Below are 20,156 nucleotides of genomic sequence, written 5' to 3'. Positions count from 1 at the left end.
CTTTATATTTACAGAGAAATCCATTTCAATACAATCTTTGTAATATGTATATGAGATTAGATTTGTAACTAGAACTTCTCCGTTCTTTTTAACGGAGAAGTTTAAAGAGAGGAGTAAAGCAGAGATCCAAGGTTATACTTTGTTCTTCATTTTAGAATTACTTTGTCCTAATATATTATTTAACTTACTAGAGAAGTCATTTCCAAATTTATTTGCTACATTAGGGATTTTTTTCCTCTGATTCTGATTATTAACATTGTTTGTGTTCTGTGCTGGCTTCTCTGTCCTTTTTCCTGTGTAGAACTCTGGCTTTCCAATACTGTAAGATACGCTAACATTTTTAATGCTTGGCTCTGTCTTTGACAGGTCTACTTCGAATACGGAGTTTCCATAAATAACAGGATCTGAAATTTTATCTCCTAACTGTATGTTAGATGCACAGTAGGGAGACATGATTTTTACTGTAGCTCCTACAACCTTTCCTTTTTCACTATGAACCTGAATGTCATACATTGGATAGCCCTTCTGCGCATCACTCTTAATCTGGTTTAGATCAGTAGACTGTGAAAGCTGAAAGAGGCCATTTCCGCCAGAATTTAAAGCTAAAAAGCCTTTTGGTGCCTTAAGTCCCAAATCACTTTCGGCAAAATCCTTATTAAGAAATAGTTGAGACATATCAGACTGAGCTGCCTGATTAAGCAACCAGGACAAATACTGCTGATGAGTCTCGTTTGGAATTGCTTTTTTAAAAGCGTTAATTTTCTGATTGATTTTTGTTTGATCTTCAGAATTTGTTTCCATAAATTTATTATTGTTAACAATAATGGTTTGACGACCAATATCTTTACTTAGCTGAGAACTCATTAGGTCAAATGTATTTGACATACTATCTTTAATGAATTTCTGTACATTATTTTTTATAGCATTATTTAGCGCCTGCAGTTGTTTTTTATCAATCTGCTCCATTGGTTTTAATTTAGCTAATTCATTGATAAAAGTTTTTAAACCATCTACTTTTACTTTAAGTGACAGGTTTGAATCTGGAGTCTGAAGCTGACAGCTATCTATACATGCTTTTGCAAGTTTTTTCTTATCAGGGGAAAACTCATTGATTTTGGAGTAAAGGTTCAATAAAGTTGCGGTATTATTGTATTTACCACTGAGTTTCGAACTTAGTGACTTAAGGTTATTTGAATTGTTCTTGTCAGTAATATCAGTAGCTTCCTTATCATTGCTCAGTATGTCTACTATCTTGTTTTCAATGGCTTCTTTACGAATTGCATAATCAGTGGCATTGAAAACTGAGGAAAAGAAGTTTTTTACCTTGTCAAGAAATCCCGCTTTTTTTAAATTTCCTTCACTATCAAGTTTGAAGGTTGATGATTGATTAATTTCATTTACTAATTGCTGTCTAGTTGAAATTATCTCTGTCATAGCTTGACTCCTTGCAGTGTAAATTCTGCTTTGTTTCCCTTTTATAAAACTGTTTCGATTCTAAATCTTTAACCATTGTTCAGGTCCATTTGGCAGACCTGTAGAAGCAGGTGTTTCTGATGTTGTTTTATCAGAGGTCTCGTTATCTGTTTTTTCAAGACTAAATTTTTCTAGCCAGGATGTTCCTTCAATAAAGGTATTTTCAACAAGATTTGAGAAATACTCCTGCGATAGGTAAGAAATATTCCAAACTGTTTGTAGTGTTACTATTTCAGCCTCTTTGTTAATTCCAAGAGTAAAACCATTGGTTCCTGCGAAAAAATCGTTGGCATCTAGAAGGCTCATCATAAATTCTTCTCTATCTGTTTTCGGAAGAATTCCTACAGGAACCTGAATAACTAACATTTGACTACCAGGTTGGATCAGTAGTTTCATTTCCATTGGTCCCAAACTGATGGTTGCACTGTAGCCGTTATCCTGCAGATTGATTTCACACTCGTCATGTTCTTTTTTGAAATTTGTGACTAATTCATTTAACTCAGACATTCTTTTACTCCATTATGTTTTTGTACAATTGAATTATAGTGTATATAATTTGCACTACAAAATTATTTTTAAAAAACTGTGAATATGCTCGAAATCTAAAAAATTAAAATATTTTTTCTTTTACAATAAGACTGTTATTTAAACTTATCTAAGAAAGTTAACGAGAAAAAAATATATAGTGTCCGACAAATAATTATTATTGTGATTCTGTCTTTTGTTGAGAAATTGGAGTATTTTTGAAAAAAAAAACTAGGATTGCTCCTAGTTTTTCTCTATCACATACACATGCTAAATCTTGATAACCGACTTTGTCTTTGCATCTGATTTGGTCTTCAGATACTGAGTCATACCAATTGCCTTGATCTTGTTAATCTCGGTCTGGGCTACATCAATCATAGACTTTAAGTCTGGAGATATATAAGCCTCAGGTACATCAAAGCTTTCATCTTCGTCAAATACCTGTCTTGGTACAACCTTATGATCTACATGAACTTCTTTTGCTGTAGCGACGTCTAAATCTGCGACACCTTCTCCAATGCGCAGCATATCTTCTGCGGTTAACATATCACATACCTCATCGTCTAGTTTGTAATAAATAATATTAATTCTCATTAATCATTATAGATAAGGTTTTTTAGAAAAATTAGCTGAAACTTAGGTATTAATTGTGATTGGAGATAAGATCAAAAATTCCGAAATTTCCCTTAAAGTTTTTCTAGAACTCTGATTTATGTAATTTTTGAAAAAAAATAAATTATTAAATTCAAATAATTAGAAAAAGCATTTTTGAGATAAAAGTTGAAGGGGGTAATATTTGTGCACCAGGTGAAAATCCTAAGTGCACAATTTAGAAGGAATTTTTAGCGTTTTGCGATCAGATTACTCTGATGTAATTCTTTCTTGTATCTCTGAACAGAGGCGGCAAAGGCTTTACGTGCTTTGCTATTGATGTTGTAGTTTCTGTTATCAAGATTAATACGAAGTGGGTTTACTGCACGGCCGTTAACACGAATCTCATAGTGCAGATGAGGGCCGGTTGATAAACCTGTATTACCAGAACGTGCAATTACAGTTCCCTGTTTAATGCGCTGGCCTGGCTTTACGCTAATCTTTGACAGATGCATGTAAACTGTTGATAAACCGCCGCTGTGACGAATTGTCAACCAGTAACCTGCTGATCTTGAGAAGGTTGCCTTATCAACAATACCATCTGCAGGAGCTGTAATCATGGTACCAACAGGTAAGCCGAAATCAACACCGTTATGAGGACGGGTAATGCCGGTTACAGGGTGTCTTCTGGATGGATTGAATGGAGAAGTTACCCTCACACGTGATCTGAATGGGAATCTTGAGAAAGAGGAATGAGTAGCATTCAGACCTTTCTCATCGTAATACTTACCGTCAGCTGTATTCAGGTAGCTGGCAATCTTTCCGCCTTTAGCCATCTGGAATTCAACTGCACAGATTTTTCCTTTGCCGTTTGAATCTGTGAACAGAACTCTCATGGTATCACCAGCCTGAATGTTTCTTGAGAACTGGATCTTACCCTTGAACATCTGAAGAATTCTGTTGATTTCGGTATAGGTTATACCAGCATTATTAGCAGCCTTTGAGAAGGTCTCGCCCTTGTTGATGGTAACAACCACCAGACGTCCTCTCTTGTTGCCTGCTGGAACTTCTTTCTTGTCTTTCTGTTCAGCAGCAACTGCAGGAACTGTCTTCTTATCAGCTGAGGCTACAACCTTGGTCTCGGTCTTGGCTGAAGGAGCTTCTGCCAGAGCCTTGGCTGCACTTACAGCATCGTCATCCATTACATAGGAGTTCAGAGCTTCTTTGGTATAGGCAAACTTACCGGTGTTATCAACTTTGTAGAAGCGCAGCTGCTCCTTGTCAGAAATTGGCTTGATGAAAACAATCAGTTCACCTTTGCTGTCAACGAGGAAGGATAGTTTTTCGCCAATCTTAAGTGAGTTGATGCTCTTTGCTACAGGCTTATTGTTATCTATGATTGTGGCTAGGGTTGCTGCTGGAATATTCAGATCCTCAAACAGAGAGGAAATGCTGTCGCCCTTCTGAACATTTTCAGTAACCCACTTGGCACCAACTGAGCCTGCTTCGACTTTTTCTGTTTTAGATGCTAGAGCTGAGATTTCCTGATCAAGCTGATCATCAGAGTCAGCAAGTTCAGCCTCATTTAGGGTGTCATCATAGTTCTCAAACTGCTCTTTAGATTTGTTTGAAGCAATACCGAAAGCCTGTGCCAGAGGAATTTCCTCGTCAGGTGCGGTAACATTGCTTGCAATAACTTCATTCTCAGGAGCCGCCTCCTCTGTGGAGAAGCCTGAAAACTTGTATAAGTTCTGATTGGTTGCGATTGCAAGGGATAGGGCTAGGGCAATAGTAGAGAAAATTGCCTTATAGTGACCTTTTGATAGAGGTCCCTTCCATGAGGAATTTGTAATCGCTTCTTTTGAAACGTAGTCTTCTGAAATCATTCTTGTATCTTGCCAGAAGTCTTTATTATTTATAATTCTACTACCCACAACACAATACCCTCATCAACCTACATGCACAAAGATGCCTGCTGGTAATTTTTGCGGTAGTTAAGACTTCTTTAGTTGTATTTTGCTAAATTATTGTATTTGATTATTATTATATCATACATCTACAGTATAAGGGGCGTAATGCCATATTTTACAAATACTTTTGATTGTTTATACCCTAAAATATGATATAGCGCAAACTTTTATCTAATTATTTATCTTTTTTCTAAAAAAATTACTGTTATTTTTGTGAAATAATTATTAGTGAATAATGGCATATATAAGCGGTTTATTTTTTTGTTAAAAAAATGAATATAGGAATGTAACAGTAATTTTTTTATGTTATTGGTGTGAAAAAATTTTTATTTTAGAGCACAATTTTTTTGATTGTATATAACAAAAAGTTTTCATTCATTAAAATGAAAAAAAAACTTGGAAATGAATATTTCAACAGATTTACTCTGATTTATGAGACCATCGATAGTTTTTTTTATTAAACAAGATGTGTAAGATCATTTATATCATTCAGAGGTGTATTTTCTTTTTGGCTCTCAATATCTTCTTCGCTGGTAAAAATAGTGTTTCTAACATAGTTAGAATACTCACTGACATTTCCTGCAAAACTGTATACTGAAGCTTTTAGAGTTTCGGTATCTATTCCTTCAAGACTGATAGAATAATTAAACCACAATATTCTAGAAGAAGTATCAAGACTGATACACAGATTTCCATATCTGTGAGATATAGACTGAACTGCTAAAATATCTCTGAACAGATATGGATGAGTTGATTCAAATACATAATCTATATGTATAATTTCACTATAGAACACCAGACTTGTATCAGTTGGATGCATATATATAATCTGATTATCGAGGTTAGTTGTAGAGATTTTGGTTTTCTCATCAAATAGACCAAACTCTAAGTTTCCATTCTTAATAATTTCGTTTAATCTTTTTATCATATTGCCTACCAATAATTTGTCTGATGCTTATTTATATATCATTTTTTTATAGGTTCTACGGAAATTACACAAATGTTTGAGCTACTGCAACACTTTGACTTTATAACTTATTATTTCTGTTCCCTTTGTCGTTGCCTTGTCAGTAAATCCTAATCCGATTATAGAACCAACTCCTCCTACAAATAAAGATGCACCTGTTTGTGTAGTATTACTCTGTTTTGGAAATTCCAGATCAATACTGTCGAATTCATAATTATCTTTACTTTTCAGAATAGACTTTATTTTTTCTGGATGCGCTTTCATTTCATCAATAGCGCTTTGCTTTAATTTAAAAACGGTATTAACATGACTAATTTGGTCTTCTCTACCTGAATTAAGCAGAGTTTGCAAAAAGTTAATTGTATCTTTTCCAACTAGTCCATTTTCCTTCATCCTATCTATGTGCTCCTGTGTGAGCTTAGATGATTCTATGGTTAGAGTCGCAGCATCAGGAATTCTTGGTGAAACAGCAGACAGCGGATAATGGACTACCGTCTTTTTGTTAATAAAATCTTTAACAAATTTTTTGTTTAATGCACTTCCTGTCTTATTAGTTACATTATCTAATTTGTTAAGATATTTCTCGCTTGATTCTTCATTTCCTCCTGCTACCAGGTTTCCATACTTTATGGCTGTCTGTGCTATTAGATTACCTGCAGAATGCACTGCTCCATCAAAATTACCTCCATGAACTAGATTTGCTTCAGCTGTAAAGAAAAATTGTGTCGTAGAGGTTTCTGTTGTTCCATTAATATCTTCTACTGTGGAGGTAGAATTCTGAACATTTATACTTAATCCAACTCTTCCGATATTAATTCCGTCGATAAATCCTACCCCGACGTCACCTGCAACGTCCATAATTTTTTGGACAGCATTAGATGCCAGATGATTAGGATCACTATAGGAAAGTAATCCCTGGAATGGGGCATATCCCAAGGCAACAGAAATGCCTCCGCCATACTTCAGTTTTGAGCCTGCTGCGACATTTTTGGCTGTATTTATATCTTCTTCTGTAAGTTCTTTACAGAGAAGTTTACTTATAAATACAATTGCAGCCTCATCATCTTCAAAAGCAAAATCTGTAACGTTTAATTTTTCAATGCTACCATTTAAACTTACATTCCCCTGTATGCCATAATTACTCATTGATGCTCCGGCTTTCAGTCCAACACCAACAATTTTTGACAGATCAGCAAAAAAATGTATACGTCCACTACTATCTCGATTTAAGGTGAAGCCTGAAGATCCCAATAATTGTAGTGCAGCACTAAACTTTGCTGAATTTGGAGAAGAAGAAATAACTCCTGCTTTTTGCAACAAATTCAGCGGATCAAAACTTAAGTTCCAATCTCTTTGAACTGAAAGAATTTTATTTTTAGCAATACTTCCTATAAACTCTTTAACAAGTAGCATTGTATTGCGCAGTTGTATTTGTTTTGCTTTCTTATTAACACTAACTCCAACGCTTCTTATTGAGAAAGCTAAATTTCTTAGACCGCGAATTATTGTATTGTGAAGCCATGTGTTTAGAGGATCATTAAATCTCTGTAGTACGAGTATTTTTGCCATCGCAGGATCAAACTTCTGTTTTACCAGGGCTTCAACCATCAGATCTTCTGCTTTTCGTTTATCAGCATCGCTCATTTGATGGTATTTCTCGAAGAGATCCTGACTGCCTGTATAATGCATTACGCTTGCTGCATAGCATCCTGCAAAACGCAGATAGTTATGAATCATTGGGGCACGGTAAATCTCCCTAACGTATGGAGTTAATGAGTTTGTTAATTTTTTTATCTCTTTGTTTGTCTGGACATTCTTTTCAATCTGAGATAATAGAATATTTTTCTGCTGTTTATAAACATTCTCAAGAGCCTCTGATTTGTTATTTCCCACCAGTGCTTCTTTGGAAATAATCTCATCAACCTCAGACATGTTTTTTATCTGATAGCTGTGTGATAGTAATATTGCATTTGCGTTGAGCTGTCTATCCGCAGTTAGTTCCTCATTTATAAATGCATTGAGTTTACTATTAAATTCTTCTCCTGGATTACTTCTAATCAGATTGTTAAGTGTATCTACAAAGTTGAGGTCAGGTTTGTCCGTAGAAGAGAGATTATCCAGATTTATGTGGCCTCGTTTTTCATTAAGTTTTAAAAGCAGGTATCTCTTTTCATCATCGGATAAGCTGTCTTTTGATAATGCTTCGGTTATGGTTTCTTCCATTTCATCAGATAAATCACACTGAAGCATCATTTCATGAATTACAGCATTCTCAAGGAGCAGTGGTCCGTTCTGTTTTATAGAAAAATGTCCATCAAACAGAGGTGAATTTGAAGCGTATACTGAAAGGTACATTGACTTGCTTTCATCCTGAATCTGATTTTCCTTGAATCTTACAAATTCTTCATAGGACATAACGTTACCTTTTAAATCTTTCTCTGGATTCTTGAGGTAAGCTTCTTCATCAAGATAACGTTCATCAGATACGAGCTTTTGAGTCTGCTGAGATGAAACTTCAAGCATAGACAGTTCTGCACCAAATCTTACTGAGTAGATTTGGGTGTATTTTTTCATCAGTAGCTCGCCTAGTTTACTCAAAGGATTACTGTTGGCAAATATTTTGATATTCTGTTTGAGTGTTTCTAGTACAGAGTCAAACTGTTTGTTTAGGTCTTCTAGACTTAATGGCGCAACACTCTCCTCAAATTCTTTATCAGTTATAAGTCCGGCATTTTTGTTCAGTAAAATTAAATTATACTGCTTCATTTTATCCAGATTTTCCTGGGAAATTCTAAGGTTTTGAGGGTCCTTTATACCAAATTTTTCAAGATTTACATCGTTGTAGGTGTACAAATCATCAACAAGATTTTCGCCAAGAGTCTTAACCTGTGTTGCGATTTTTGCACAGTTTTTAACAATTGTCTTTGTATCTGGTACATCTTTGTTATTTTTTATATATTCCTGTCTATTGGCTTCGATTACGTTGTTGACAAGAGGATTTCGGATCTCTTTCCTTAAATTATCTGTTTTCTCTTTTAATAATTCAGCCTTGTCTGAAAAAACATAAACCAAATTCGCAAGAGTTCCATCCGTTCTCTTAGGTAGAGAAAGAAGCTGTTCAGCATTTAAATCCCCATAGTCAACATTTTTTGAAAATTTTCCGGTTAGTAACAATGCCTCGTTTCTCATCTGATCTAATGCCATTAAAGACTTACCTGTATCAGATGAATTCATAAGTGAAGTTATGACTGCTGTTGCACTAAATTTAGATTTTAGTTTCTTGTCTGAATCCTTAATTATCTCGCCTGTTTGCTCACTATGAGCCAGACCCTTATGTGTTTTATTCAGTCTGTTTTCTGTCTCAGGATTCTTTTCTATTAATTCTTTCAGATAAGCATCTCGTAACTCTGGATTTCCATACAGATAGTTACCGAAAGCATCTTCTTTTTCTGTAATTGTTGAAGCATTAACCGGCATTAGAGATTTATTTTCCTCAGATTCGATTACAGTATGCTGCCAACCTGCGTTTAAGAATATCTGCCACATCGGCTTGATAATGTTGAATTTAGGATCTTTGTCCATCTCAATGAGAATATTTTTATAGTCCTGAGCTGAGATCTCAGAGAAAGGCTTCTCAATAATATTCTTCAGAGATTTTTCGATTTCCAGAGGCTCTCCATTACTTGAAGTTAGAGCGATGCGATCCTGTTCGGGAATCTCTTTGAGATAGTGCATAATAAGACTCTTGGAAAAGAATGCTTCATGTATATGAGCACAATTAATTGGATCTTTATAATGGAACTGCTCAAGAATACTTAAGGTCAAATCAATTGTATCAGGCATGGATTCACTATAACTTATAAGTTTGTTCATGAAGACAACGGATTCATCCTTATTGTTCAATGCGCTTGCCATTGAGGTTAGAAATTCCTGCATTATAACTTTTGGTTCACTATTAGGATTTGTTGCATTCTGAATTGCAAAGTTCATTAGTGAGCTTGTGTCAAATTCTGACTTTTCTAATGCATTTAATATAAATGGCAAGGTATGGAGCAACTCATTGTTTTCACTTATGATAGAACCTATCATCTTTAGATTCTCAAAGTTTGTTCCTTTGAGTATAGCAGAGCCCTTTAGTCCAGCAATTGCCTCAGAAAGTTTTAGATTAACTATGTTCTGATCTTCTTCTGACAGATCATGAAGTATTGAGTCACTGATTTCTGTAATGGTATTAGCTAGCTCTGCACCTGATACTTGAGAGTGTACGTCATACTTTATCTTCTTTAAAAGCTCATCTCTAATTTCATGAGAATGCTCCTTTAACATTTTTTTCAAATAATCACACTGATAAGGAAATTTATTAACCTTTTCCTCTAAAAATGCAAAACTTGTGTTTGAAAGTGTTTTCCCTTTAAAGCAGAGCTGAATCTGATTGTACAAATCATGTAGTGCATATTTTCCTGCATTTAATTGATCTATTTTCTTAAGTTTATCCAGGTTCTCGTTTTTGTACATCATTGAGCCGATGCCAGAGTATGGATGTACTCCAGTCCCCATTTTTTTATTGTCGTCTATTGAAAAATGTGGCCCTTTGTAATTGACTGGATTAAATTTTTTTAGATTAGGATTTCCATTGTCATCTAATTCTATTGAGTTTAAATTATCCTCAATTTCTTGCTGATAAGTTATTTTCTGTTGAGCGAGCATTTTCATATCGCTTTTTATTTGGTTGAGAATTTCTAGAATCTTTTTATCGCTTTCATCCTTTGTATATACTGTCAGCAAATGTTCAATTTCTTTGTAGGCTTTCTCTGTACTTTCCTTGTCATCACTTGCAAGTAATTCTGCAATAGCTATATGCATACCTCCTGCAAATTCTTTGTTTGAAGTAATGATTTCTAAATTTGTTGCTATTGTTTTTGCAAAGAACATATCTAGGAAGGCAAACTCTTCAGGTGATTGAGCTTCAGCGTAAAGTTCTGCAAATGTGAAATTGCCTGCTCCTTGCATAGGCTTATCGTGACATTTTCTAACAAAGGTAGCATCAACGTTCACTGCTTTTTTCTCAAGACTCAGAAGATGAGGTGCTTTTTCTGCAATCGGAAAAGGGGAAAATTTGTTTTTTGAGTCAATTTCAAACACTTTTGAGAAAAATCTGTTTACATTTCGACCATATCCTTTTTCAACTTGTTGATTAATTAAATTAATTGCGTAGATACCTTTATTCACAACTTTAGAACCAGTGTTTAGCAAGGTATTTCCAATATTTTTGATAGTTGATTTCTGATTGGTAGTTTTATGGGAATCTAATGGTGTAATTAAGTCTTCCTGAGATATAAAATTTTTCTGTAGTACATCTTCGTTGCGTATTTTATCTAAATTCTTGCTGTACTCTTCTGGAGATAGTTTCTCTTCTGGTTGAGTTTTCAATTCTTCATAGATTTTATCATTCTGTCTTAATATTGATAAAACATCAGAAGCCTTTTGATCATCGTTTTTTGTGTTGACATTAGAATCTTTGTTATTTTCTGTAATATTGGTATTGTTAATCTCATCTTCCTTGAATAGAGGACCAATATCCTTAAAATCAAAATCTGACATAAAAAACTCCCAAAGATGTTATAACAGTCTCTTTTGTTGGCTTAAAAGTATGCTGTTATCGCGATTATATATACTCAGATAAAGTGTATCCTAATGATTTTGCAAGAATTATTTTAAGAAAAACGCTTTCACTGTTCTTAACTCTCGGCTAATCATTTTTTGATTCTTTGCTGACTCTCGTGATTTGTATCTGAAGCTTAAATTTGACTTTATCTACACTTTAAAGTCAGATTTTTTCAGATTCTTTGGATGATTCTTTTAAAGAATCATCACTAATTTTTTTTAGTATAGAAAAAAAATGGAGTTATTTATGTATCCACATCACATAAGTTTAAAAAATAATATATTATCAATAAATCTCTTTATATTTGCGATAGTTAACAACTATTAAAAAAATTTTATTTTTATAAAAGAGTGTAAAAATAGCGATTTTGTAGATGAAAATTTATTTTTTCTGATGTGAGTGATAATATTGTAGGTGTTATTGTATGAGGTTTTTTCTATGATTTTTGGCGAGAAGTTTTATGATATGCTCTCAAAGATGTCTCCATGGCGTCAGAGCCTGTTTGCACTGGTATTGGCACAAAGACAGTATCCTAACTATGCTCTGTGGGCTGAGGTTGAGAATATCTGTGGAGGTGTTCATGCCTATAATAAAACTTTAGATACACTTTGGCAGTTTCATTCTGACAAATTTAATACCATCGATCTTGAAAAGGTATTAGATGAGTTTGAACCATACATGCTTGATGACGAAAAGAAAGATCTTTCTGTAGGTGATCTTTTTTCTCTTGATGCCACCTTATCTCTGTCAGCTTCTATTATTGCCATTATTCTTCATGAGGGTGAAGAGGCAGAAATGGCAAGCCGAGCTTCCTTAAGCGGAGTTGTTCGCAAGATTGAGCAGGAAACAGATCGAGAGTACACCGATGAGGAACTTCGTGAAATGCAGAGTGTTGATGATGAAGTTAATTTCCAGGTAGAGCTATACGAGTTGCTTGAAAACTCCTCAAGAGGAGAAGAACTTGTAAGGAAGCTTAAAGTTCTGGCTTTTAACAATGGTGTAAGCAATATCGGTATTGCTGTAGAAAAAGAGTAATTCTTTATTCACTATATTTTTTCTGGAACTGTTCTTCTGTAACTTCACTTTTAACCTCAGTTCCAGAGTCTACTGTTCAGATGATATTCTCATTTGTGTATCAGAATTCTATTTCAGATAACCTTCCGCGATTAGAATTACACCGGAAAGTATGGAAACTATTGAGAAGATAAACTTAACTTTCCTGGTTGGCAGATTTGTCAGAAGTGTTGTTCCAAGATATGCTCCTGTAAATGCCGCAATAATCATGGCAGGGATCCACTGCCAGTGGATTTCTGTTAAGGCGCCTACTGTAACTGCTCCTACTGCATTCCAGATAGTTGCCACAAAAATCATGGTGTGCATGATTGCTCTTTTTAACTCAAGACCAAATATACCTGCAAGAGTCAGTGTGGCAAACAGTCCTGCACCTGATGAAAGTGAGCCGGAGAACAGTCCAACAAATATAATGCAAATTGTTCCGATTATGGTTCTAAGCTTTGATCTGTTCTCAAGATCAGTGGCTCCGAATGACTTTTTGAACATGGTATAGAGGCCTGAGGCAATCACAATAAATCCAAGAACAATCTGAGCAATATCTGATGGAACAGATACAATGATAACTGAGCCTGCAACAACACTGGTACAGCCTGCAAGCAGCATGATCAGAGAAACAGTCTTATCGAATTTGAAGGTAGGATCGAATTTTTTCTTGGAGATGGCTCCGATGCCTAAAAAGACCACGGCAACCTTATGAGTTCCCAACGCAGTCGCAAAAGGCAGTCCTAAAAGGATCAGCATCGGGAACTGAATGAAACCAGCACCTCCTCCGGAGACACTGGCAAAGAGGTTAGCGACAAAAGTTACAAAAAATAGAATGGCCTGTCTAATGATTTCTTCTGTCACGAATCTACCTCTTTATTTTTATCGGTTAAGTGCTCTCCATGCAATATCGTTTCTGAAGAACATACCGTTGAAATGAATGTTTTTAATGTGCTCGTAGGCTTTTGTTCGTGCCTGGGCCACGTCATCACCTAAAGCTGTCACACAAAGTACTCGACCACCTGAGGTTACGATATCATCGCCAACCTGCTTGGTTCCTGCCTGGAATACTTTGATGTCATCTGCAGTTTTGTGATCTAGGCCAAATATTTTATCACCTTTACGTGGTGATGCAGGATAATTTTCTGCAGCAAGCACAACACCGATAGCAGGACGAGGATCATACTTGATATCCATTCCTTTCAGACCATCGTTATCACAGGCATGTAAGCACAGATCAACTAAGTCTGACTGCATTCTCATCATGATTGGCTGAGTTTCAGGATCACCAAAACGACAGTTGAATTCAACCACGCGAGGGTTACCGGCCTTATCAATCATAAGACCTGCGTAAAGGAAACCGCGGTAAGGAATTCCATCCTCTGCCATGCCCTTAAGGGTAGGGTAGATAATCTTATCCATTACACGCTTGTAAACTTCATCAGTTACAACTGGAGCAGGGGAGTAAGCACCCATGCCGCCGGTGTTAGGACCGGTGTCACCGTCGCCAACACGCTTGTGGTCCTGGGAGGTTGCCATTGGTAGAGCATTGATGGTGTCAGACATCACAATAAATGATGCTTCTTCACCTTCCATGAACTCTTCAATCACAACACTTGCTGAGGCATCTCCGAACTGGTGTTCATCCAGCATTGAGTGGACAGCTTCAATTGCCTCTGACTCAGTCATTGCTACAACCACACCTTTACCTGCAGCAAGACCGTCTGCCTTGATAACAATAGGTGCGCCCATCTTTCTGATGTATTCTTCAGCTTCATCAGCCTTTGTAAATACTTCATAGGCTGCGGTTGGGATATTGTGACGCTTTAAGAAATGCTTGGTGAATGACTTTGAACCTTCAAGCTGAGCCCCAGCCTTTGAAGGTCCGAAAATCTTCAGACCGTTCTTTTCAAATTCATCAACAACACCTTCAACTAAAGGTGCCTCCGGACCAACAATGGTAAGACCGATATTTTCCTTTTTGGCAAATTCAACCAGTGCTTTTATATCGTTAACAGCAATGTTAACGTTCTCCATTTTGTCCTCGGCTGCAGTACCAGGATTACCTGGTGCTACATATACCTTCTCGGCTAAAGGAGACTTTGCAGCTCTCCAGGCAAGAGCGTGTTCTCTGCCGCCGTTACCGATAATTAAAACTTTCATGTGCGCTCCGTATTAGTGTCTGAAGTGACGCATTCCAGTGAATACCATAGCAATTCCGTGCTCGTCAGCTGCATCGATTACTTCCTGATCACGGATAGAACCGCCTGGCTGAATAATGCACTTGATGCCTGATGCAGCTGCTGCATCAACACCATCACGGAATGGGAAGAATGCATCTGAAGCCAGTGCTGCACCCTCAAGTGATAGCTTGGCATCCTCTGCACGTAGACATGCGATTCTGGCAGAGAACACACGGCTTGTCTGACCGCAGCCGATACCCAGAGTCTTTTTGTGATTGGTGTAAACAATAGCATTAGACTTGGTGAACTTGCATACCTTCCATGCAAATAGCAGTTCATCCATCTCGTCCTCGGTAGGAGCTCTCTTGGTTACAACCTTCAGGTTCTCTTTATTTACAACCTCAAGATCAGCTTCCTGAACCAGCAGACCGCCGTTTACTCTCTTGAAGTCATAGCGAGGTTTTGCCTGTCCTAATTCACCGGTTTCCAGAAGACGGATATTCTTCTTGCGGGCAACTTCTGCCTTAGCTTCCTCTGTCACAGATGGAGCTACGATAACCTCACAGAACTGTCTGTCAACAATAGCTTTTGCGGTTGCTCCGTCAAGTTCCTTATTGAATGCAATGATACCGCCGAAGGCTGATTCGCTGTCGCAGTTGAAAGCATCTTCGTAAGCCTCTGTTAAATTCTTGCCCAAAGCTACGCCGCATGGATTTGCATGCTTAACGATTACGCAGCAAGGCTCATCAAACTGACGTACACACTCTATTGCAGCATCGGTATCTGCAATGTTGTTGTATGAAAGTTCTTTACCCTGAATCTGTTTTGCAGTTGAAATTCCTGCATCATGAGCATCAATGTCAGCATAGAAAGCTGCTTTCTGATGTGGGTTTTCTCCGTAGCGCATGCTCTGCAGCTTGGTGTAGTTCAGGTTTAAGGTTCTTGGGAGAGTTGACTGTGTACCGTCAGTAATACCGTAATCAGGAACCTTGGTTCCAAAGTAGTTAGCAATAGCACTGTCATATGCAGCAGTGTGTTCATAAGCTGCGATTGCAAGATCAAAACGGGTTGCCCAGGTTAGAGAACCGTTGTTCTGGTCCATCTCAGATAGAACGCGAGCATAGTCTGATGCTCTTACAACAATCGCAACATCACGGTTATTCTTTGCTGCAGCACGAACCATGGTTGGGCCGCCGATGTCGATATTTTCAATTGCTTTTTCAAGAGGACAGTTAGGATCAGAAACAGTTTTTACGAAAGGATAGAGATTTACAACAACTAGATCGATAGGCTTGATATCATGTTCGTTCATTACGTCTTCATCAATTCCCCTTCGGCCTAGGATGCCTCCGTGAATCTTTGGATGAAGTGTCTTGACTCTTCCATCCATCATTTCTGGGAATTTGGTGTAATCAGATACCTCTATAACCTTAATTCCTTTTTCTGTCAGCAGCTTTGCGGTACCGCCTGTGGACAGAATTTCAACATTGCGTTTTTCAAGTTCCTGTGCAAACTCAACAATGCCTTCCTTATCGGAAACACTTATTAAGGCTCTTTTGATTGGACGTAAGAGGGGTTCCATAATTAAGATATGCTCCTATAGATTATGTGAGTGACTTTAATGGAGGGTGGTTACCCTAAAAAGCGCGTATATTGTAACAATTTATGTGATGAAAATCGCTTAAATTAATGTCATTGCCATATCTTTGTGCAAAATATTTCAACGCTATGATTTTTGATAATTTTTTTTTGAGTGGTGCTGCAGATTGTTTTGAAATTTCTTACCGTGTTCGTAATATTCTGTTTAAAAAAATTGTAGCTTTTCTTAATCAAAATTTTTTTACAAACAAAATTTTTGCCATCCTTTTGTGCACCGAAAAATACCGCTATATAAGGCATAAGAGTGCATTTTGTCTACATTTTTTTTTATATTTTTTTTTGAAGAAAAATAGAAAATCAAAAGTCTTATAAATCAAATAGTTATTTTTGCTTAAAAATCTATGATACGGAAATATAAGCCTTTTCAAGTGGTTTTCAAAAAAAAATCTATCTTAATTCTATTGAAAATAGCGTATACTAAGTCCCGCTTTAAGAAGGAATGCCTAGAATTCCGCGTATTAAAGAGATTTGACGGATAATTTTTTATCTAAGAATAGATTTGTCTACAATAATTACTCCAGCTAATGGAGCAAATAATTTAAGGAAAATAATAAATATGAACAAGTCTGAGCTTATTGAGCAGATTGCAAAGCGTTCTGGTTTAACTTTAGTTAGTTCACGTAATGCTTTAGACGCATTACTAAGCACTGTTAGCGAAGCTTTAGCTTCAGGCGACCGTGTTCAGTTAGTTGGCTTCGGTACTTTCAAGGTAACCGAGCGTAAGGAGCGTGAAGGTCGTAATCCACAGACTGGTGCAGTTATTAACATTCCAGCAACCAAGACCCCTTCTTTCAGCGCTGGCGCAGAGTTAAAGAAGTCAGTAAACAAATAATCTGATCTCGATATCAAAATTATTTCATGAAGCCCTCAAAAAGATTAAGAGGGCTTTTTAATTTCCCCACTACTGTTCACTTCATCAAAAATTATCCAACAAACTTTGCAATTTTGCGTTTATTTTCATTTTTTTGTGGCTTTTGATTTTGCCCTGTCTATATAATATTGTGAATACAACTTAAAACATAACTATATGGATAAACAAAGGAAAGTATCATGGCATTGCATCAGAAAGCAGGAAAAAAAGCAACCTATGAGGATTTGGACAATATTCCTCGTTTAATGGCAGCATATTACTTGAATGCACCTGATCTTGATGATCCTGAGCAGCTTGTAAGCTTCGGAACCTCAGGTCACAGAGGAACCTCTCTGAATGGTTCATTCACCGAGTCACACATTATTGCTATTTCTCAGGCTATTGCTGAGTACCGTCAGAAAGAGGGTATTACCGGTCCATTATTTATCGGTATGGACACCCATGCTTTATCTGAGGCTGCTCTGGCAACCGCAGTTGAGGTTCTAGGTGCTAACGGTGTTGAGGTAAGAGTTGAGACCAACCATGGTTATACTCCTACTCCATCAGTTTCTTTCGCAATTCTAAACTATAACAAGGGCCGTACCTCAGGTTTAGCTGATGGTATTGTTATCACCCCTTCACACAATCCTCCATCAAACGGCGGTTTCAAATACAACCCTACTGATGGCGGTCCTGCAGGTACTGAAATCACCTCTGTAATTCAGAACCGAGCTAATGAGATTTTAAAGAACAAGCTTCAGGGCGTTAAGAGAGTTCCATATACTCAGGCAATCAAACTGCCTAACGTAAAAGAATATGACATGCTGACTCAGTATGTTGAGGCTTTAGGTGAGATTATTGATATGGATGCAATCTCTCACTCAGGCATCAAGATGGGTGTTGATCCTCTTGGCGGTTCTGGTCTTTACTACTGGGATCGTATTGCAGACAGATACAATCTGAACCTTAAGGTTGTAAACTATGCTGTTGATCCAACCTTCTCATTCATGAGCATTGATAGAGACGGAAAGATCCGTATGGACTGCTCAAGCCCATATGCAATGGCCGGTCTGATCAAAATGAAGGATGACTTCGATATTTCCTGGGGTAACGATCCTGACTATGACCGTCATGGTATAGTCTGCCATTCTGGTCTTATGAATCCTAATCACTATCTGTCAGCCGCAATCAATTACATCTATACCCACAGAAATATGTGGCCTAAGGAAGCAATGATTGGTAAGACTGTAGTATCTTCAAATCTGATGAACAGAGTTGCCGCAGGTCTTGGCAGAAAGGCTTATGAGGTTCCAGTTGGATTCAAGTGGTTCGTTCCTGGTCTGTTTGACAAGTCTCTGGCATTTGGCTGTGAGGAGTCTGCAGGTGCTTCATTCCTACGTAAGGATGGTAGTGTATGGACTACTGATAAGGACGGTATTATTGCTTCATTACTATCAGCAGAAATGCTGGCTGTAACTGAGAAGGATCCTGCTCAGCATTACGAGGAGCTGGTAGCCAAGTACGGCAGACCTTACTACGATCGTGTTGATGCTCCTGCAAATACCGCTCAGAAGGCAGCTTTAAAGAAACTGTCTCCATCAGATGTTGAGGCTTCTGAGCTTGCTGGTGAGAAGATCATTGATAAGCTGACCTGTGCTCCTGGCAACGGTGCTGCAATCGGCGGTCTGAAGGTTGTAACCGAGAACGGCTGGTTCGCTGCAAGACCATCTGGAACTGAGAACGTTTATAAGATCTACATGGAAAGCTTCAAGGGAGAGGAGCACTTAAAGAGAATCGGTTCTGAAGCAGAGCAGATCGTAAGCGCAGCTTTAAAGAAGGCTGGAGTTTAATCTGAATCAGTTTTAACAACTGTTTTCTAAAGGCGTCATAGATGTAAAGTTTATGGCGCTTTTTGTTTGTACATAAAGTTGACCAGAAAGTTACACAGAATTAATGCAAGTTATGCAAAACTTGTGATCTGTGATACAAGATTTTGACTATTTTTCCAAGAATGTGAAACAATAAGATAAAATCTTGCAAAATACATAATAAATAATCAAAGGGATATAAAAAAATGAAGAAGAAGATTGTCCTAGCAATAGGAGCATTTGTTGCGTCTAATATTTCTGGTTGTGCTGTTGTCGGTTCAATGGTTACAACAAATGACGAATATGTTCAGATTGCTGCCAATAATATAGGTGTAGGTGCTGATACATTAACTCTGAATCAGGAAACCTTACATCCAAGTCTAGATTACGTTACCTACGAATTAAAATCCAAGGATGGCAAGCGTTATAAGTGTCAGGTGAATACCGGTGTAAGAGGTTCATCCGATGAAGCTTTATGTCAGGTAAGAACCTCTGAGGGTAAATGGGAATACGTAGGCAAGTCAGTTGAACTGTCAAAGAAAGCCGAGGAAGAAGGAGATTCAGAGAAATCTGAGAAATCCTTTATTACCGTGGGTGATCCAAGATACTCTTTGGAAAAAGAGCATACCCGTGACGCAGATATGCACGACCCTTCCAATAAGGCTAAAGTAAATACAAGAACAGCAGAAACTACCGCATCCTCTGATCCTACCTATGTTGGGGGTACAGAAAACACCGCAGTTCCAACTTTAAGTTCAGATAATAGTGTAAATAACATTCCAACCAAGACCAAGAACGGTTTATTCAAAGTAAGAGATGAACAGGGACATTCATATGAATGTCACTTTGCAAGTGTTGGAGAGGTAAAATCAGAGACTCTTTCTGTCTGCACCAAGCTTTACTAGTATATTTTAGCTTTCCTTTTGTCTAAAAAAATTCGGGGTTTAAAACCCCGAAATTTTATCAAGTAATAGTCACACTAAAACCACGCAGTTTACTTCGGGGATAAAGCGTGCCGATTAGAAAATGGATATTTTCTAATCAGGTGTGTTCTGTTGTTCTATATATTGTCTAATAATAGAAATTGAGGCTCCTCCACAACTGCATGCAAAATAGGATGGTGACCAAAGAGCTTTCCCCCCAAAGATTTTTTTTGTATAGAGGGATAATTCTTTTTTCTGATAATTAGACTCGAATAGCCTTTGAGAGCTTGAACTAGTTTTGAGATTGCAACTTTTGGAGGATAACCGACTAGCAGATGAACATGGTCAGCCTCTCCATCAAATGCTAATAGTTTTGATTCAAATCTGCCCCATACTAAAGAAAAGATATTTCTGAGTTCTCCTAAG

13 protein-coding genes and 2 pseudogenes are annotated in these 20,156 nt (G+C 37.3%); 4 read left to right on the top strand and 11 right to left on the bottom strand.

All coding sequences use genetic code 11. From position 1 onward, the window contains the following. Window positions 1–132: 132 nt before the first annotated feature. From BM308_RS07800 to BM308_RS07775, 7 genes and pseudogenes are all read right to left on the bottom strand, one after another. On the bottom strand, window positions 133–1,434 hold the full coding sequence (locus BM308_RS07800; protein WP_074944289.1) for a hypothetical protein: 1,302 nt from the start codon (window positions 1,432–1,434) through the stop codon (window positions 133–135). A gap of 60 nt (window positions 1,435–1,494) precedes the next feature. Next, complete coding sequence (locus BM308_RS07795; RefSeq protein ID WP_074944287.1) at window positions 1,495–1,980, bottom strand: type III secretion system chaperone; 486 nt, start codon at window positions 1,978–1,980, stop codon at window positions 1,495–1,497. 288 nt (window positions 1,981–2,268) lie between these two features. Further along, window positions 2,269–2,544: a hypothetical protein gene (locus BM308_RS07790; RefSeq protein ID WP_074944285.1), complete on the bottom strand. Its 276-nt coding sequence runs from the start codon at window positions 2,542–2,544 to the stop codon at window positions 2,269–2,271. A 296-nt stretch (window positions 2,545–2,840) separates the two neighbouring features. Further along, complete coding sequence (locus BM308_RS13665) at window positions 2,841–3,209, bottom strand: M23 family metallopeptidase (protein ID WP_373604446.1); 369 nt, start codon at window positions 3,207–3,209, stop codon at window positions 2,841–2,843. 84 nt (window positions 3,210–3,293) lie between these two features. Then, window positions 3,294–3,791: pseudogene (locus BM308_RS13660) on the bottom strand (hypothetical protein); the annotation flags it as partial. A gap of 1,225 nt (window positions 3,792–5,016) precedes the next feature. Next, on the bottom strand, window positions 5,017–5,487 hold the full coding sequence (locus BM308_RS07780) for a type III secretion system chaperone (protein WP_074944280.1): 471 nt from the start codon (window positions 5,485–5,487) through the stop codon (window positions 5,017–5,019). A gap of 81 nt (window positions 5,488–5,568) precedes the next feature. Then, window positions 5,569–11,127: a hypothetical protein gene (locus tag BM308_RS07775; protein WP_074944279.1), complete on the bottom strand. Its 5,559-nt coding sequence runs from the start codon at window positions 11,125–11,127 to the stop codon at window positions 5,569–5,571. Window positions 11,128–11,629: 502 nt separating this feature from the next. Between BM308_RS07775 and BM308_RS07770 the strand changes: the two genes are divergently transcribed. Next, window positions 11,630–12,226, top strand: coding sequence for a DUF416 family protein (locus tag BM308_RS07770; RefSeq protein ID WP_083425497.1), 597 nt, complete (start codon window positions 11,630–11,632; stop codon window positions 12,224–12,226). 108 nt (window positions 12,227–12,334) lie between these two features. On the opposite strand, the gene BM308_RS07765 is transcribed toward BM308_RS07770, so the two are convergent. Genes BM308_RS07765 through purH form a run of 3 tightly spaced genes read right to left on the bottom strand, consistent with a single transcriptional unit; the run spans window position 12,335 to window position 16,012 of the window. Continuing rightward, window positions 12,335–13,111, bottom strand: a complete 777-nt coding sequence (locus BM308_RS07765; RefSeq protein WP_083425496.1) for a sulfite exporter TauE/SafE family protein — start codon at window positions 13,109–13,111, stop codon at window positions 12,335–12,337. Window positions 13,112–13,129: 18 nt separating this feature from the next. Then, window positions 13,130–14,410, bottom strand: a complete 1,281-nt coding sequence (purD, locus tag BM308_RS07760; RefSeq protein WP_074944277.1) for a phosphoribosylamine--glycine ligase — start codon at window positions 14,408–14,410, stop codon at window positions 13,130–13,132. A gap of 12 nt (window positions 14,411–14,422) precedes the next feature. Continuing rightward, complete coding sequence (purH, locus tag BM308_RS07755; protein WP_074944276.1) at window positions 14,423–16,012, bottom strand: bifunctional phosphoribosylaminoimidazolecarboxamide formyltransferase/IMP cyclohydrolase; 1,590 nt, start codon at window positions 16,010–16,012, stop codon at window positions 14,423–14,425. Window positions 16,013–16,645: 633 nt separating this feature from the next. Here purH and BM308_RS07750 point away from each other — a divergent pair. From BM308_RS07750 to BM308_RS07740, 3 genes are all read left to right on the top strand, one after another. Beyond that, a complete protein-coding gene (locus BM308_RS07750) occupies window positions 16,646–16,921 on the top strand; it encodes an HU family DNA-binding protein (protein ID WP_031490801.1) in 276 nt (91 codons plus the stop codon). A 218-nt stretch (window positions 16,922–17,139) separates the two neighbouring features. After that, window positions 17,140–18,789, top strand: coding sequence for a phosphoglucomutase (alpha-D-glucose-1,6-bisphosphate-dependent) (pgm, locus tag BM308_RS07745; protein ID WP_074944274.1), 1,650 nt, complete (start codon window positions 17,140–17,142; stop codon window positions 18,787–18,789). A gap of 224 nt (window positions 18,790–19,013) precedes the next feature. Next, a complete protein-coding gene (locus tag BM308_RS07740; RefSeq protein ID WP_074944272.1) occupies window positions 19,014–19,712 on the top strand; it encodes a hypothetical protein in 699 nt (232 codons plus the stop codon). A 132-nt stretch (window positions 19,713–19,844) separates the two neighbouring features. On the opposite strand, the pseudogene tnpA reads toward BM308_RS07740, so the two are convergent. Beyond that, a pseudogene (gene tnpA, locus BM308_RS07735) lies at window positions 19,845–20,137 on the bottom strand (IS200/IS605 family transposase). Window positions 20,138–20,156 lie beyond the last annotated feature (19 nt).

The sequence above is a fragment of the Succinivibrio dextrinosolvens genome (assembly GCF_900116345.1).
In the GTDB taxonomy this organism is placed as follows: Bacteria; Pseudomonadota; Gammaproteobacteria; order Enterobacterales; family Succinivibrionaceae; genus Succinivibrio; species Succinivibrio dextrinosolvens_B.
Note: the sequence above shows the minus strand (reverse complement) of the source record. Positions and strands in the feature narration are given on the sequence as shown.

Bases quoted from the DNA above. Each gene is read 5' to 3' on its own strand.
- BM308_RS13665 (WP_373604446.1), bottom strand. From the start codon at position 3,209: ATGATTACAGCTCCTGCAGATGGTATTGTTGATAAGGCAACCTTCTCA.
- purD (WP_074944277.1), bottom strand. From the start codon at position 14,410: ATGAAAGTTTTAATTATCGGTAACGGCGGCAGAGAACACGCTCTTGCC.
- BM308_RS07780 (WP_074944280.1), bottom strand. From the start codon at position 5,487: ATGATAAAAAGATTAAACGAAATTATTAAGAATGGAAACTTAGAGTTT.
- BM308_RS07795 (WP_074944287.1), bottom strand. From the start codon at position 1,980: ATGTCTGAGTTAAATGAATTAGTCACAAATTTCAAAAAAGAACATGAC.
- purH (WP_074944276.1), bottom strand. From the start codon at position 16,012: ATGGAACCCCTCTTACGTCCAATCAAAAGAGCCTTAATAAGTGTTTCC.
- BM308_RS07775 (WP_074944279.1), bottom strand. From the start codon at position 11,127: ATGTCAGATTTTGATTTTAAGGATATTGGTCCTCTATTCAAGGAAGAT.
- pgm (WP_074944274.1), top strand. From the start codon at position 17,140: ATGGCATTGCATCAGAAAGCAGGAAAAAAAGCAACCTATGAGGATTTG.
- BM308_RS07750 (WP_031490801.1), top strand. From the start codon at position 16,646: ATGAACAAGTCTGAGCTTATTGAGCAGATTGCAAAGCGTTCTGGTTTA.
- BM308_RS07790 (WP_074944285.1), bottom strand. From the start codon at position 2,544: ATGTTAACCGCAGAAGATATGCTGCGCATTGGAGAAGGTGTCGCAGAT.
- BM308_RS07740 (WP_074944272.1), top strand. From the start codon at position 19,014: ATGAAGAAGAAGATTGTCCTAGCAATAGGAGCATTTGTTGCGTCTAAT.
- BM308_RS07800 (WP_074944289.1), bottom strand. From the start codon at position 1,434: ATGACAGAGATAATTTCAACTAGACAGCAATTAGTAAATGAAATTAAT.
- BM308_RS07770 (WP_083425497.1), top strand. From the start codon at position 11,630: ATGATTTTTGGCGAGAAGTTTTATGATATGCTCTCAAAGATGTCTCCA.